The following is a 14,560-nucleotide window of genomic DNA, read 5'->3' as shown; positions in this document are numbered from 1 at the left end:
CGCGGACTCAGGTCTCCCCATGCTTCGCGATCCGGCGCTCAGACGCAACCAGGTTTTTGGGGGCAGATCCTGCCGTTCACGCAGAATCGGTGCGCACGGCCCCTCCCGGACACCTTTCTATGGCACCCTGCGCGGCTGCGAGCGCTCGAAGGTCCTGCCGTACGGTGAGTGCTATGGAGACCCCCGCTGCGCCCGAGCGGCCGCGCCTCGTCGCTTTCGACCTCGACGACACCCTCGCGCCGTCGAAGGCCCCGCTGCCCGATCCGATGCAGCAGGCGCTGCGCGACCTGCTCGCCGTCACGCAGGTGTGCGTGATCTCCGGCGGCCAGATCGACCAGTTCCGCACCCAGGTCGTCGAGCGGCTCGGCGACCTGCCGTCGAGCTCGGCGCGGCGGCTGCACCTCATGCCGACCTGCGGCACGCAGTACTGGCGCCTCGGCGAGGACGGCCTCACCTGCGTCTACGCGGAGGACCTCACCGACGACGAGAAGCAGCGGGCGATGTCCGCCGTCGAGGAGCAGGCGAAGCGCCTCGGCCTCTGGGCCGAGCGGACCTGGGGTCCGGCGCTCGAGGACCGCGGCTCGCAGATCACCTTCTCCGCCCTCGGCCAGCAGGCGCCGCTCGACGAGAAGCGCGCCTGGGACCCGACCGGGGAGAAGAAGAACCGGCTGCGCCAGGCGGTGCAGGAGCAGCTGCCCGACCTCGAGGTGCGCTCAGGCGGGTCCACGTCCGTCGACATCACGCGGCGCGGCATCGACAAGGCGTACGGGATGCGGCGGCTCGCCGATATCACCGAGGTGCCGTTCGACGAGACGCTCTTCGTCGGTGACCGGCTCGATCCCGACGGCAACGACTACCCGGTGAAGGCGCTCGGTGTGCCCACGCGGGCCGTCGAGGGCTGGGAGGAGACGGTCGGGGTCGTCGAGGGGCTCGTCGCGGCGCTGCGCTGACGCCGCCCGCCTCCCGCATTCCGGGCGGGTTCCGACACAGCGGGCGCGACGCGACGCCCGGATCGTCGGAAGGCGCCCGGATTCTGCTGCTGCCTCCGTGCGGCGCGTCAGGCGCGGGTGGAGCCGGGCTGCGGCAGCGGCTGGATCAGCTGCGGACCGTTGTTGCGCACGCTGTTCGCGTCGCGGCTCACCTCGTAGTGGTCGAGCGCGTGGGCGACCTCGAGCGACTCGCGGTCGAGCAGCGCGACGAGCTGCTCGGAGCTCAGGCCGTCGCCGAGCCACGCCTCGTACGCGTCCGGCGTGAGGCAGGCGGGCATCCGGTCGTGCACCTCGCCCGGCGCGACATGCGCGTCGCGGGTGATCACCGCCATGGAGAGATGCCAGCGGTCCGGGTCGTTCTGGTCCTTGGTGCGGTCGGCCCAGGCACTCACGACGCCGGCCATGGCGAGCGCCGAGTCGGGGTCGTGGATGAAGTGCGGCTGCTTGCCCGTGGGGGTGACGACCCACTCGTAGTAGCCGAGCGCCGGCACGAGGCACCGCGCGCTCGCGAAGGCGCGCTTGAACATGCCGGAGGTCGCCACGGTCTCGATGCGGGCGTTGATGGGCTGCGGCTTCGCCCGCTCGTCCTTCGCCCAGGTGGGGAGGAAGCCCCAGTGCACCTCGGCCATGCGCCGCTCGTCGTGGCGCTCGCGGACCACCGGCACGAGCGCCGTGGGCGCCACGTTGTAGTCGTCGGGCAGGTCGCCGAGACCGCCGAGCAGATCGGGGAGCAGGTCGTTCACGGCCTTGGTGACGACGTAGCGGCCGCACATGCGCCCATTTTCCCGCATCCGCAACATGAATGTTCCCCTATAGCAACAGCAGACCATCCGGTTCACCGGTTCGGCGCTGCTCCTTCCGCTGTTCCCCCGGATTTCACCCGCGGGCCCCCTATCGCGAGCGGGGGACAGCGGGGTACAATCTGAGAAAGCGCTGACATCGCGACGGAGCGACCGGACCGATGGAGCGACTGAGGGGAGGACCCGATGAGCACGATCGCTCCGATGCCACCCGCGGCCTCGATCCCCTCGTGCGTCGAGTGGCGCCTTCTCAACCGCAAGCTGTGGGTGGGCCGCCGTGACGGCCGCCCCGTCGGCACGGTCGAGCACGGCCACCGCTATCTCGCGCTCGGCATCGACGGCGAGACCATCGGGGCCTTCCGCACCCTCGAGGAGGCGCAGGCGGCCGTCGCCGCGCCCGAGAGGCTCCAGCAGGCCGAGCCGCAGCACTCGCGCCGCTCGTGGACCGGCATCACGTTCGTGGCGCTGCTCTCGCTCTCGACCGCTGCACTGCTCGGCATCTACGCCTTCCTCGGGCTCTGATCCGCTGCGTGATCCGCGACCGCGCGGCACGGCATCGAGGCGGCGTCCGACCCCGTCAATAGGCTCGCCCGCATGACGTGGATGGTGACGGGCGGCGCCGGCTACATCGGGGCGCACGTCGTGCGTGCGCTCACCGGTGCGGGGCTGCAGGCGCTCGTGGTCGACGACCTCTCGAGCGGCCATCGCGAGTTCGTGCCGGGCGATGTCGAGTTCGTGCGCGGCTCCATCCTCTCCGGCGAGCTGCTCGCCGACGTCTTCGCCGAGCACGCCATCGAGGGCGTCATCCACATCGCCGGTTTCAAGTACGCGGGCGTGTCCGTGCAGCGACCGCTGCACACGTACGCGGTGAACGTCACCGGCACCGCCACCCTGCTCGGCGTGATGGCCGACGCGGGCATCGACAAGATCGTGTTCTCGTCGTCGGCCGCCGTCTACGGCACGCCCGACACCGAGCTCGTCACCGAGGAGACCCCGAAGCATCCCGAGTCGCCCTACGGCGAGTCGAAGCTCATCGGCGAGTGGCTGCTCGCCGACCAGGGCGTCGCGGTCGGACTCAAGCACACCGCGCTGCGCTACTTCAACGTGGTCGGCTCGGGCGACGCGGACCTCTACGACACGAGCCCGCACAACCTGTTCCCGCTCGTCTTCGAGGCGCTGCTCGAGGGGCGTACGCCACGGATCAACGGCGACGACTACCCGACGCCCGACGGCACGTGCGTGCGCGACTACATCCACGTCGCCGACCTCGCGCAGGCGCATGTCGTGGCGGCGCAGCGCCTCGCCGCCGGCGCCGAGCTCGAGCCCGTCTACAACCTGGGCTCGGGCGAAGGGGTGAGCGTCGGCGAGATCATGCGCACCGTGGCGTCGGTCACCGGGCACGAGTTCACGCCCGAGGTCGCACCGCGCCGACAGGGCGATCCAGCGCGGATCGTGGCCTCCGGTGAGCGCGCCGCGCGCGATCTCGACTGGCGCATGCGACACTCGCTCGACGACATGGTCCGCAGCGCGTGGACGGCCCGCACCGCCGCGGCCTCCCGCTGAGCCCGGCCCTCTGCACGGCTTCCCGGCCTCCGGCGTGTCCGATTCGACAAGCGTTATTCCGCTGTGATAGGCGGCGCCCTTGTTCCCGGTTCGCCGATGCCCCTCGAAGAGGGGGCAGTGCCATGTGCGGAAAAGCGCATGCTTCGAACACGAATTCGAACGGCACTGCACTCCGAAAAAAATTTTCCGACTTCTTTGTGTGACATCAGCGTTACGCGCCGACAGTCGTTATCGGCGTGTCGTCAGCATTCGACCCTTGCTCGAAGGTTAGGGGCGGGCGGCGTGTCACTTCGCTCCAATCGGGGAATACTGCCTGATCAGAGGCTGGAAACACGGTTTCCGCACGACGCTGCTCAACCTTCGATGACCACGCGTTTCTGCTGGGACCCGGCGCGTCGCTGAACGAACGCCCGACACGCGGTGGCATGGTTCGCGGCCTTGACGCTGCTCGAACCACATGTGTGTAATTGCTCCCACGCTTTCGGAGCGCGGGGCTTCGAAGCGGTAGAGAGGACGATCAGTCATGACCGTTTCCCCCTTCCAGACTTCGGTTCCTGGCGACTGGTTCGTCGACCCGATCAACCTGGGTGTTCCAAGCGTCCGTCGCGTCACCGAGGACGACGACCCGCTGGCCTGGCAGGCAGATTCCCTCTGCGCGCAGACGGACCCCGAGGCGTTCTTCCCGGAGAAGGGCGGCTCGACGCGCGAGGCGAAGCGCATCTGCAGCTCGTGCGAGGTGCGGGCGCAGTGCCTCGAGTACGCGCTGCAGAACGATGAGCGCTTCGGCATCTGGGGTGGCCTCAGCGAGCGCGAGCGCCGGAAGCTCCGCCGGGTCTCCTGAGGCCCGTCGCAAGAACGACGCGGAAAGGCCGCGGACCCGATGAGGGGTCCGCGGCCTTCCTCGTTCTCGGGCGCCGCGCTGTATCGCTCCTCTATATAAGGAGCGCATGGAGCCGGGCGACGACCGGGCAGCGCCTTCGGCGCGCTGAGGGCTGAGCTGCTGCCTCGTGCGGCGCCGGCGTCGGCGCGACACGCGGGCGACCGAGGGGTATTGCGGGCCTGCTCGGCGGGTCGCCGCCCGTCCGGGGGGTGCCCGCGCCTAGCGTGGTGCGGTGCCGACCTCTGTCACCGCGATCCTCGTCGCGGCCGATGGGGCGGAGTACCTCCGCGACACCCTCGACGCGATCACGCTGCAGACCCGGCTGCCCGACCGCTTCGTCGTCGTGCAGCTCGGGAGCAGCCCGGTCACGACGAGCATCATCGCGGCGATCGAGCCCACCGTCCACGCCCACGTCGGGCCGCGCGCAGGCTTCGGCCTCGCCGTCGCGCGCGGCGTGCGCGCCGCCGGCCTCGAGGCGGGCGACGACCAGTGGCTCTGGCTGCTCGCGAGCGACAACGCACCCGCGCCCGACGCGCTCGAACGGCTCCTGCAGGCCGTCGAGCTCGCGCCGTCGGTCGCGATCGCCGGCCCGAAGCAGATGCAGTGGGACGCGCCCGACTACCTGCACTCCTACGGCGAGACGATGACGCCCTGGGGCACCGCGGTCGAGCTCGCGGAGCCCGAGCTCGACCAGGCGCAGTACGACCGGCAGAGCGACGTGCTCGCCGTCGCCGCCGGCGGCATGCTCGTGAAGGAGCCGGTCTGGCGTGAGCTCGGGGGGTTCGACCCGTCGCTGCCCGCGCTCGACGACGCGCTCGACCTCTGCGTCCGCGCCCGCCTCGCCGGCCACCGGGTGCAGCTCGTGCCCGCCGCGCGGGTGCTCTCCGCCGGCATCGACGCGCCCGGCACGCGTTTGCTCGGCGCCTCGACCACCGAGCCGCGCCGGGTCCGTCTCCGTCGCGAGGCGCAGCTGCACCGTCGGCTCGTCTATGCGCCGCTGCCGGCCGTGCCGCTGCACTGGCTCACGATCCTGCCCCTCGGGGTCGCCCGCGCCATCGGGCAGCTGCTCCGCAAGGAGCCGGGCTCGGCACCCGCCGAGCTCATGGCGGCGCTGCTCGTCTTCGCCACCTGCTTCCCGGGAGTGATCCGGGCTCGCGGGCGGATCGCCCGGACCCGCAGCACCGGCTGGTCGTCGATCGCGCCGCTGCGCCAGCCGTGGCGGGAGGTGCGCCGACGACGCGGGCTGCTCCGCGAGAACGGCCGCGCCCGGCGCCGCGAGCCGGTGCGCTTCCTCGCCGGGGGAGGTCTCGCGCTGACGCTCGCGGTGGCCGCGATCTCGGTGGCCCTGCACCTGCCGCTGCTCGGCGCTCCCGCGCTCGCCGGTGGCGGCCTGCTGCCGCTCGGCGACCTCGGCTCGCTCTGGGGATCGATCGGCTGGGGCGGGCATCCACTCGGGCAGGGCTTCAGCGGGCCGGCCGACCCCTTCGCGCTGGTGCTGGCCGTGCTCGGCACGCTCACCTTCTGGCATCCGTCGACCGCGGTGGTGCTCGTCTGGTTCCTCGCGCTGCCCGTCGCGGCAGCGGGCGGCTGGCTCGCCGCGACCCGCTTCACGCGCCGGCGCAGCCTGCGGATCGTCGGCGGCCTGCTCTGGGCGGCGGCGCCGACCTTCCTCGCGGCCATGGACGCGGGCCGGCTCCCCGCGGTGCTCGTGCATCTCGTCGCGCCCTTCGCGCTGCTCGCCGCGTTCTCCGTGCGGCGGTCGTGGTCGGCCTCCGCCACGCTCGCGCTGCTCGGCGCCCTGCTCGCGGCGTGCTCGCCCTCGCTGCTGCCCGTGCTCGCCGGGTGCTGGATCGCGGCGCTCGTCGTCGCCGCCCTCCGGCCGACCCCGGACGCCCGTTCCCGGCTCGCCCGCGTGATCCCGCTGCCGCTGCCGACCGTCGTGCTGATCCTGCCGCTCATCGCGGAGCAGCTGAAGCACGGCAGCCTCCTCGGCGTGCTCGCGGACCCGGGTCCGGTGCCTGCCGCATCGCCCCGCGCGCACCTGCTCGGTCTGCCCGACGGCCTCGCGACCGTGCTGCAGCTCATCGCGGGCTGGCCCGTCTGGCTCGAGAGCGCGTGGCGCTCCCTCGCGCTGCCACTCGGCCTCGGCGCCTCCGCGTCCGCGCTGCTCGTGCTCGCGCTCTCGGTGCCGCTGCTCGTGCTCGCCGCCGTGGGCATCGTCTGGCCGCGGCGCAGCATGCCCATCCGCGTCGGCATCGCCGGTGTCGGCGGGCTGATCGCCGCGGCGCTCGCCACCCGGCTCGACGTCGTCGCCGACGGCGCCACGCCCGTGGCGGCCTGGGCGGGTGCCGGGCTCTCCATCGCCTGGCTCGGCGTGCTCGAGGCCGCCGTCTGCGGGCTCGACCGCCTCGCGGCCGCAGGGGCGCTCCCGGGCGGCGCGCGGACCGCCCGTGCGATGTCGCGGCTCCGCACGCTCGGTACCGCGATCGTCGGCCTCACCGCTGTCGCCGCCGTGCTCGTCGCGGGCAGCCCGCTGCTGCTCGCGCAGGTGCTCGGTGCGGCCTCCGTGCAGGCGAGCGGCCAGGCGACCGTGCCGGCGATCGTCGCGGCCGAGGCGGCCGACCGGCCCGGCCTCGGTCTGCTCACGCTCACGCCGCAGCCGGACGGCGGGGTCCGCGAGCAGCTGAGCCGGGGGGCCGGCCGCACGCTCGAGCAGCTCTCGACCCTCGCGACCACCGCCGACTTCGGCGAGGGCAGCACCCTCGCCTCGCTCTCGGCCGCCCTGGTGCAGCCGACGGGCGACGACCTGCGCCCGCCGCTCGACGCGCTCGAGATCGGGTACGTGCTGCTCACGCCCGGCGCCGCTGACCCCGGCAGCCGGCAGGCCGCCCTCGACGCCGGGGCGGCGCTCGGCAGCGACCCGCTCTTCAGTGCGGTCTCCACGTCGTCCGCGGGCACGCTCTACCGCTACGTCGACCTGCCCGAGGCCGCCGGTCGCACGCTCGACGCGGCCGCGCCGCGGAACACCGCCACCCCGCTCGGGCTGCTCGTGCTCGTCGTGCAGGGCTCGGTGCTCGGGCTCATGCTGCTGCTCGCGCTGCCGACCGGCCGCCTCGCCGGCCGGGTGCGCCCGGCACCACCGCTGCGCGCCCCGGTCGCCGATGTGGCCAACACGCACGCGGCCGCCGCCCACCGGCCCGTCACGCCCGAGCAGGCCATGGCGCGCGAGCTCCTCGGCCCGGCGCAGGCCGCCGAGCCTGAGGACGTGCGCGAGGAGGTGGCCGCATGGCAGTGAGACTGCGCGTGCTCAGCGCGGCCGGCATCGTGACCGCGGGAGTCGTGGCTGCGGCCCTCGTCGCGCAGCTGCCCGCGGTCGGGCTCGAGCCCCACGTCGCGGTGGCGACCCCGTCGTCCGCGGGTCAGCGGCTCGTCTGCCCCGGCGCGACCATCGCCGTCGGCGCGCCCGGCCACGCAGCCGCGGACCTCTCGGCGTCCGCCTCACCGGAGCGGGTGCAGGGCACGTCGGGCTCCGCGTCCGTCGCCCTGACGACGCTCGCGCGCGGCAACGTGTCCGGCGGCAAGGGCACCGCCGCGCGCCTGCTCACGGCTCCCGCCGCGGCGGGGAGGAACGGGGCGATCGCCGCAGCGCAGTCGCAGAGCGGCGCCGACGGGGACGTCGCCGGGCTCGCCGCGACCGGCTGCGTCGTGCCGGGCAACGACCTGTGGCTCGTCGCCGGTGCGACGACCACCGGGCGCACGACCGTGCTCACCCTCGCGAACGCGAGCGGCGTGACCGCCCAGGTCGCCGTCCGCATCTGGACCGACCACGGGCCGGCCGCCGAGCCCTCGCAGGTGACGCTGCCGCCGCGCAGCCGGCAGGCGCTCTCGCTGTCCGGCGTCGTGACGAACGCCGCCGCCACCGCGGTCGAGGTGACGAGCACCGGCGGTCAGGTCGGCGCGGCGCTCGAGCAGCGCACTGTGCGGGGCCTCGAGTCGGGCGGCGTCGACCTCGCCGGCCCGACCGTCGCCCCCGCCACCGCGCAGACCATCCCCGGGATCAGGATCGTCGACTCCGCGGCCGTCGCCTCCGCCTCGGGAGGCCCTGACACGGCCGACCTCGTGCCGGTCGTCCGCCTGCTCGCGCCCGGCCGCTCCGGCGGCGACGTCGTGCTCCGCGTCACCGGGGCGGACGGCGGCACGGCCCGTACCCTCACGAAGCACGTGAGCGCGGGTGCCGTGACCGACGTGCCGCTCGCCGGCATCGGCGACGGCGTCTGGAGCGTCGCCGTGACGAGCTCGGTGCCGGTCGTGGCCGGCGCCCGCATCTCGGTCGTGCAGAACGCGGGCGGGTCGACCACCGACACCACCGCGACGGGCAGCACCGAGACCGCGGGCAGCATCGGCACCGGCGGTTCGGGCACCACCACCTCGACGGCGCGGGGCATCGACTTCGCCTGGATCGCGGCGGCGCGGCCGCTCGGTGCCTCGGCCGCGGTCGCCGTCGCCCGGGGGCCGTCGCCGAAGCTCGTGCTCGCGAACCCGACCGCCGCCGCGCTGCAGGTGCAGGTGGCGGCCGCGGGCGGCAGCGCCACCACCGTCTCGGTGCCGGCGCACGGCACCGCCGCGACGGATGTCGCCGCCGGCATGCTCACGCTCACTCGCGCCACGGGACTGACCGCCGCGATCGCGTACAGCGGCGGCGAGGGCCTCGCGACCTACCCGGTCGCGCCCGCCGACCAGGCCGCCCACCCGGTCCGCGTCACCCACTGAGCGAGGTTCGCGGGTCCGGATTCCTCCCGCGGATCCGGAGTTCTGCTGCGACACGCCGCGGTGACGCGGCTGCGCGCGGCGTGTCGGCGAGGAACTCCGGATCCGCGACCGGGCGGCGAGCGCCGGGGGAGCGGCGCGCATGCCGGCCGCCGCATGCCTCGGGTGCTAGAAGTGGTGGTACCGGTCGGGCGCGAGGTCCCAGGGGTCCTTGCCGAGCAGCTCGGCGACGGCCTTGAACACGTAGCCCTCGACGTGCATGCGCTGGTGCGCCTCGTCGTCGGCGTGCAGGTGCTGCAGCCGCTCGATCGGCAGTCGGTAGAGCACGACCCGGCGGGCTCCGGCGTCGACCCACCAGCGGTCGAGCCCGCTGGAGGTGACCGAGCGGGGGATGCCGGCGATCTCGAACGAGACGTCGGCGAGCTCCTCGGGGAACTGCCCGCGCAGGTAGTCCGCCGTCTCGGCCACGATGCCTTCGAAGGTCTCCGCGCGGGTGCGCAGCACCGGCAGGTGCGGACCCGTCACCGACGAGCGCAGGCCCCGGCCGTGCCGGTTGCGGTAGCCGCCACGGGCCGACGGCGGGGTGGACACGCGTCGTGACCGGGCCATGCCGGGGATGGTACCCGCCGACGCGCCGAGCGCACCGCCCCCATCCCGGGAGGGCACGCGTACCCTCCCGCGTCATGACGACCAAACGGTCCTGCTCCCGCGTCACCTGTCACGAGCCGGCCGTCGCGACGCTGACGTACGTGTACGCGGACTCCATGGCCGTGCTCGGACCCCTGAGCCTCAAGGCCGAGCCGCACAGCTACGACCTCTGCGCCGACCACGCCGCGCGGCTCTCCGTGCCGCAGGGCTGGTCCGTGGTGCGCATCAGCGAGCCGGAGCCGGACGAGGAGCCGCAACCGGAGCCCGAGCGCAGCCGGGGCACGCTCTTCGGCCTCTGACCCGCCCGAGCGCCGGTTCGCTGACCGATCGACGGAGATCCGGTCCCGCCGCAGCTCCGGCGTGAGGCATCCGGCTCCTCGCGCGCAAGCACTCCGTCGTTCGGTCAGGCGCCAGGGCTGTCGGAGCGTCTGGAACACTGGAGGGATGAGTCTTCTCGAGTCCTCCGTCGATACGGAGCCCGACAGTCCGAGCCTCGAGTTCCGGGTCGCCGACCTCGAGCTCGCCGAGGCCGGCCGACACCAGATCCGCCTCGCCGAGCAGGAGATGCCCGGCCTGATGGCCCTCCGCGAGCGCTACGCCGCGACCAGGCCGCTCGACGGCGCCCGCATCGCCGGCTCGCTGCACATGACGGTGCAGACCGCGGTGCTCATCGAGACCCTCGTCGCCCTCGGCGCGCGGGTGCGCTGGGCGAGCTGCAACATCTTCTCCACGCAGGACGAGGCCGCCGCGGCGGTGGTCGTCGGCCCTGGCGGCACCCCCGCTCAGCCTCGCGGCGTACCGGTCTTCGCCTGGAAGGGCGAGACGATCGAGGAGTACTGGGAGTGCGCCGAGCGCATCTTCGACTGGACCGGTGAGGCGCGCGCCGAGGGCGGCGACTGGTCGGGGCCGACGATGATCCTCGACGACGGCGGCGACGCCTCGCTCCTCGTCCACAAGGGCGTCGAGTACGAGCGCGCCGGCGAGGTGCCCGGCAACCGCGACGGCGACAGCGCCGAGTGGCGCGTCGTGCTCGACCTGCTGCGCCGCTCCCTCGAGCTCGACCCGGAGCGCTGGCAGCGCATCGCCGCCGGCATCCGCGGCGTCTCCGAGGAGACCACCACCGGCGTCCACCGGCTCCACCAGTTCGACCGCGAGGGCATCCTGCTGTTCCCGGCGATCAACGTGAACGACGCCGTCACGAAGAGCAAGTTCGACAACCGGTACGGCATCCGTCACTCCCTGATCGACGGCATCAACCGCGCCACCGACGTGCTGATCGGCGGCAAGACGGCCTTCGTCGCCGGCTACGGCGATGTCGGCAAGGGCGCCGCCGAGGCGCTCCGCGGTCAGGGCGCCCGCGTGCTCATCGGCGAGATCGACCCCATCACCGCGCTGCAGGCGGCGATGGACGGCTACCAGGTCGTGCCGCTCGAGGAGGTGCTCGACCAGGTCGACATCCTCATCACGACGACCGGCAACACCGACGTCGTCACCGTCGACCACCTGGTCGGGCTGAAGCACCTCGCGATCGTCGGCAACGTCGGTCACTTCGACACCGAGATCGACATGGCGGGCCTCGAGGCGCTCGAGGGCGCCGAGCGCGTGCAGATCAAGCCGCAGGTGCACGAGTGGCGCCTCCCCACCGGCCGAAGCGTGCTCGTGCTCTCCGAGGGCCGGCTGCTCAACCTCGGCAACGCGACCGGTCACCCGTCGTTCGTCATGTCGATGAGCTTCACGAACCAGGTGCTCGCCCAGCTCGAGCTCTGGACCTCGCCCGAGGCCTACCCGGTCGGCGTCGCCGTGCTGCCCAAGGTGCTCGACGAGGAGGTGGCACGCCTGCACCTGCCGGCGCTCAACGCGAGGCTCACCCGCCTCACGCCGCAGCAGGCCGAGTACATCGGCGTCGACCCCGACGGCCCGTACAAGCCGGACACCTACCGCTACTGATCCCCACGCGACCGGCCCGGCACCGCGTGTAGGTAATTCGCGCTCGTGTAGGTGCAGAACCGGCTTCTGCACCTACACGAGGACGGATCACCTACGCGCGGTGCGTGTCCGGGCGCCGCAGCCAGGCGCGGAGCCGCTCGGCGTGCTGGGCCAGGTAGTCGCCGAGCGCCTCGACGCCGTGCAACGCGACGGTCAGGTTGATCTGGTTCAGCGCACGTGCCACGAGCAGAGCGTCGAGCAGCGGCTCCGGCAGGTCGGGCCATGGGCGCTGCGTGCGGTACCCGGCCCGGAAGGCCTCCTCGAGTCGGTCGGCCTCCGGGATCCGGCGCAGCGCGGCGAGCGTGAAGGAGAGGTCCTGCACGTCGAGACCGACGACGAGGTCCTGGAAGTCGATCGGCACCAGGCCGCCCCCACGGCTCACGATCGTGTTCGCCGGCGTGAGGTCGCCGTGGAGCAGGTGCGGCGCATGCGGTGCAGCGGCCCATGACCGGTCCAGCGCGTGTTGCGACACCTGCAGCGCCTCGGCGAAGACCTCGCCGCCCGGGAGGGCCGAGACACGATCGGGCAGGCGCCAGTAGAGGACGCGGTCGGCGACCAGCACCCCTTCGGGCGGCCGCGCTTCCGCTGCTCCGTCGTGCAGGCGCGCGCTGAGCGCTCCGAGTGCTGCTGCGGATCGGGCGCTGAGGCGGGTGCGCAGCAGGCGGCCCGGGATCCAGTCGAAGAGGGCGCAGGTGCGGAGCGTTCCGTCCGCCATGGCGACCTCGGTGCCGTCGGCTCCGGCGCGGTTGCGGTGCAGTGCGGGGACGGTCACGCCGCTGGCGCGCAACCGGCGAAGCCAGTCGCCCTCGGCCCGCAGGGTGCGCTCGCCGTGCATCTGCAGCGGGGCCGCGACCCTGAGGGAGTACGCGCCTGAGTCGGTGCTCACGCGGAAGACCGTGTTGAAGGACCGCGCGGCCAGGGTGACCCGGCGCGGAACGAGGTCGTACTGCTGCAGCGCCCGCAGGGCGAGCTCCCGCTCGGCGTCCATCCGTCCATCCTGCCGACGCGTGTGCAGGACGATCGGCTCAGCGGTCGGGGAAGCCGTGCGGGTTCGCCGTCAGCGACTGCTCGAGGTCGGCGAAACGCTCGTGCTCGAGCGTCAGCGCCCGGTACTCGCGCTCGCGGCGGATCGCGCCCACGGCGGCGAGCAGCAGCTCGGGAGCCGTCTCGACCGCCGGCGCGACGAACGGCGCGACCTCGTCCGCGAGCCCGGCCGCGAGTCGGGCGCGGCTCGCCGGCACCATCCGCGGCGCCTGGGCGAGGAACGCGGCGACGCGGCGGGCGAGCGGATCGGGCAGCCGGGCGACGTCCGCGATCGACGCCCACTCGGCGAGCTGCGGCGGCACGGCGATCGCGTTGCTCGGCGGGTTCGGCACCCGCTCGTGCTGGCTGACCGTGCCGGCGAGCAGGTCGCCGAGCCGCTTCGCCCGCCGGTTCAGCAGGCCGACGATGGCGGCGAGGCTGCCGAGCGTGAAGACGATCTCGACCACGCCCGCGAGCGCCCGCACGAACGCGTGCCGCAGCGCGATGCTGCCGCCGTCGTCGCGCACCACGCGCGCGCCGACCGCGAGCTTGCCGAGCGAACGGCCGCGGGTCGCGGTCTCGAGCAGGGTGGGGGCGAGCACGAACGAGACGACCACGTCGACGATGACGAGCGCGCGCGAGATCGCGTCGTCCGCGCCCGCGATCCGGCTCAGCTGCACGATGCCGTAGATGAGGGCGAGGAAGAGTGCGGCCTCGGCGACGAGGTCGATCAGGGCACCGGCCGCGCGGAGCACGAAGCTCGTCGGACGCACCTCGAGAGCCACCGCCTCGCCGGTGACGATGCCGAGCTCGGTCGGGTTCGCGTTCGACATGGGGGCACCAGCCTGCCGGGCGGCGTGCGCCGTGTCGAGCGGCCGCGCTGGACCGTAGGCTCCGTGCCGTGGATCTCGACGCGCTGCGCGCGGCCCGGCAGGGCGAGTGGCAGCGCCTCGAGCAGCTGTCGCGGCACCGCCGCATGGACGGCCGCGGCAGCGACGAGCTGATCCTCCGCTACCAGGACGCCGCCGCCGACCTCTCCGCGATCACGACCACGGCAGGCGCGGTGCCGCTCGCCGACCGGCTCTCGGTCACGCTGTCCCGCGCGCGGATGCGCTTCACCGGCACCGGCGCGAACCTGCTGAGCCAGCTGCCGCGCTTCTTCCTGGCGCAGCTGCCAGCGGCGCTCTACCGGCTGCGCTGGTGGACGCTCGGCGCTGCCGCTGCGAGCGCGGTCGTCGCGCTCGCCTACGGGCTGTGGGCAGCGAACGACCCGCAGGTGCTCGCCGCACTGGGGCGGAACAACGACCTGAAGCAGCTCGTGAACCACGACTTCGTCGACTACTACAGCCGTAACCCCGCGGCGTCGTTCACGAGCCAGGTCTGGACGAACAACGCCTTCATCGCGGCGCAGTGCATCGCCTTCGGCATCGTGGGCGTCTACGTGCCGTACCTGCTGCTGCAGAACGCGCAGAACATCGGCATCACGGGCGGCATCCTCTTCGCCTACGGCCGTGGCGACACGTTCTTCCTCTACATCGCGCCGCACGGCCTGCTCGAGCTGACGAGCGTGTTCGTCGCCGGGGCCGCCGGCATGCGCATCTTCTGGTCGTGGATCGCCCCGGGTGCCCGCACCCGCGCGCAGGCGCTCGCCGAGGACGGACGCTCCCTCTTCATCGTCGCCATCGGGCTCACGTTGAGCCTCTTCGTCTCCGGGATCATCGAGGGCTTCGTCACGCCGTCGCCGCTGCCGTGGCCCGTGAAGATCGGGATCGGCGCGCTCGCACTCGCCGCGTTCCTCGTCTACATGCTCGTCGTCGGGCGCCGGGCCGCGCGGGCGGGGGAGACCGGCGACCTCGACCCGTTCAGCGCGGGGGCCCGGCGCATCCTCGCCGACTGATCGGCGC

The 14,560-nt window shown here is 73.4% G+C and carries 13 protein-coding genes; 9 read left to right on the top strand and 4 right to left on the bottom strand.

What is annotated here, in order from left to right; all coding sequences use genetic code 11:
* The first annotated feature begins 173 nt into the window (after positions 1-173).
* Entirely contained in the window at positions 174-950 is a 777-nt protein-coding gene (locus QDR37_RS03370) for an HAD-IIB family hydrolase (RefSeq protein WP_279712149.1), read from the top strand.
* 107 nt (positions 951-1,057) lie between these two features.
* On the opposite strand, the gene QDR37_RS03365 is transcribed toward QDR37_RS03370, so the two are convergent.
* Entirely contained in the window at positions 1,058-1,789 is a 732-nt protein-coding gene (locus QDR37_RS03365; protein ID WP_279712148.1) for an SOS response-associated peptidase, read from the bottom strand.
* Positions 1,790-1,975: 186 nt separating this feature from the next.
* Between QDR37_RS03365 and QDR37_RS03360 the strand changes: the two genes are divergently transcribed.
* The 5 genes from QDR37_RS03360 (at position 1,976) to QDR37_RS03340 (ending at position 9,002) form a co-directional block, all read left to right on the top strand.
* Positions 1,976-2,311: a hypothetical protein gene (locus QDR37_RS03360; protein WP_279712146.1), complete on the top strand. Its 336-nt coding sequence runs from the start codon at positions 1,976-1,978 to the stop codon at positions 2,309-2,311.
* Positions 2,312-2,383: 72 nt separating this feature from the next.
* The gene (galE, locus tag QDR37_RS03355) at positions 2,384-3,352 is read left to right on the top strand and encodes a UDP-glucose 4-epimerase GalE (protein ID WP_279712144.1); all 969 of its coding nucleotides are present in this window, start codon (positions 2,384-2,386) and stop codon (positions 3,350-3,352) included.
* 523 nt (positions 3,353-3,875) lie between these two features.
* Entirely contained in the window at positions 3,876-4,193 is a 318-nt protein-coding gene (locus QDR37_RS03350; protein ID WP_279712143.1) for a WhiB family transcriptional regulator, read from the top strand.
* A gap of 271 nt (positions 4,194-4,464) precedes the next feature.
* A complete protein-coding gene (locus QDR37_RS03345; protein WP_279712141.1) occupies positions 4,465-7,527 on the top strand; it encodes a glycosyltransferase family 2 protein in 3,063 nt (1,020 codons plus the stop codon).
* Positions 7,518-9,002 carry a DUF5719 family protein gene (locus QDR37_RS03340; RefSeq protein ID WP_279712140.1) on the top strand — a complete coding sequence of 495 codons (1,485 nt, stop codon included), beginning with the start codon at positions 7,518-7,520 and terminating at the stop codon, positions 9,000-9,002. The genes QDR37_RS03345 and QDR37_RS03340 overlap by 10 nt, the downstream gene beginning before the upstream one ends.
* Positions 9,003-9,167: 165 nt before the next feature.
* On the opposite strand, the gene QDR37_RS03335 is transcribed toward QDR37_RS03340, so the two are convergent.
* Positions 9,168-9,608: a metallopeptidase family protein gene (locus tag QDR37_RS03335; RefSeq protein ID WP_279712139.1), complete on the bottom strand. Its 441-nt coding sequence runs from the start codon at positions 9,606-9,608 to the stop codon at positions 9,168-9,170.
* A 74-nt stretch (positions 9,609-9,682) separates the two neighbouring features.
* Between QDR37_RS03335 and QDR37_RS03330 the strand changes: the two genes are divergently transcribed.
* Positions 9,683-9,946, top strand: coding sequence for a DUF3499 family protein (locus tag QDR37_RS03330; RefSeq protein ID WP_279712138.1), 264 nt, complete (start codon positions 9,683-9,685; stop codon positions 9,944-9,946).
* 145 nt (positions 9,947-10,091) lie between these two features.
* Positions 10,092-11,594, top strand: a complete 1,503-nt coding sequence (ahcY, locus tag QDR37_RS03325; RefSeq protein WP_279712137.1) for an adenosylhomocysteinase — start codon at positions 10,092-10,094, stop codon at positions 11,592-11,594.
* A 91-nt stretch (positions 11,595-11,685) separates the two neighbouring features.
* Here ahcY and QDR37_RS03320 read toward each other — a convergent pair whose 3' ends face one another.
* Positions 11,686-12,621 (bottom strand): phosphotransferase, encoded by a 936-nt coding sequence (locus tag QDR37_RS03320; protein WP_279712136.1) that lies wholly within the window; start codon positions 12,619-12,621, stop codon positions 11,686-11,688.
* 37 nt (positions 12,622-12,658) lie between these two features.
* Entirely contained in the window at positions 12,659-13,489 is an 831-nt protein-coding gene (locus QDR37_RS03315; RefSeq protein ID WP_279712135.1) for an RDD family protein, read from the bottom strand.
* Between the two features lie 68 nt (positions 13,490-13,557).
* On the opposite strand from QDR37_RS03315, the gene QDR37_RS03310 reads away from it, so the two are divergent.
* Positions 13,558-14,553: a stage II sporulation protein M gene (locus tag QDR37_RS03310; RefSeq protein WP_279712133.1), complete on the top strand. Its 996-nt coding sequence runs from the start codon at positions 13,558-13,560 to the stop codon at positions 14,551-14,553.
* Positions 14,554-14,560 lie beyond the last annotated feature (7 nt).

This window comes from Amnibacterium sp. CER49, from assembly GCF_029846255.1.
In the GTDB taxonomy this organism is placed as follows: domain Bacteria; phylum Actinomycetota; class Actinomycetes; order Actinomycetales; family Microbacteriaceae; genus Amnibacterium.
The sequence above is the reverse complement of the archived record's forward strand: the minus strand, read 5'-3'. Positions and strand labels throughout refer to the sequence as shown.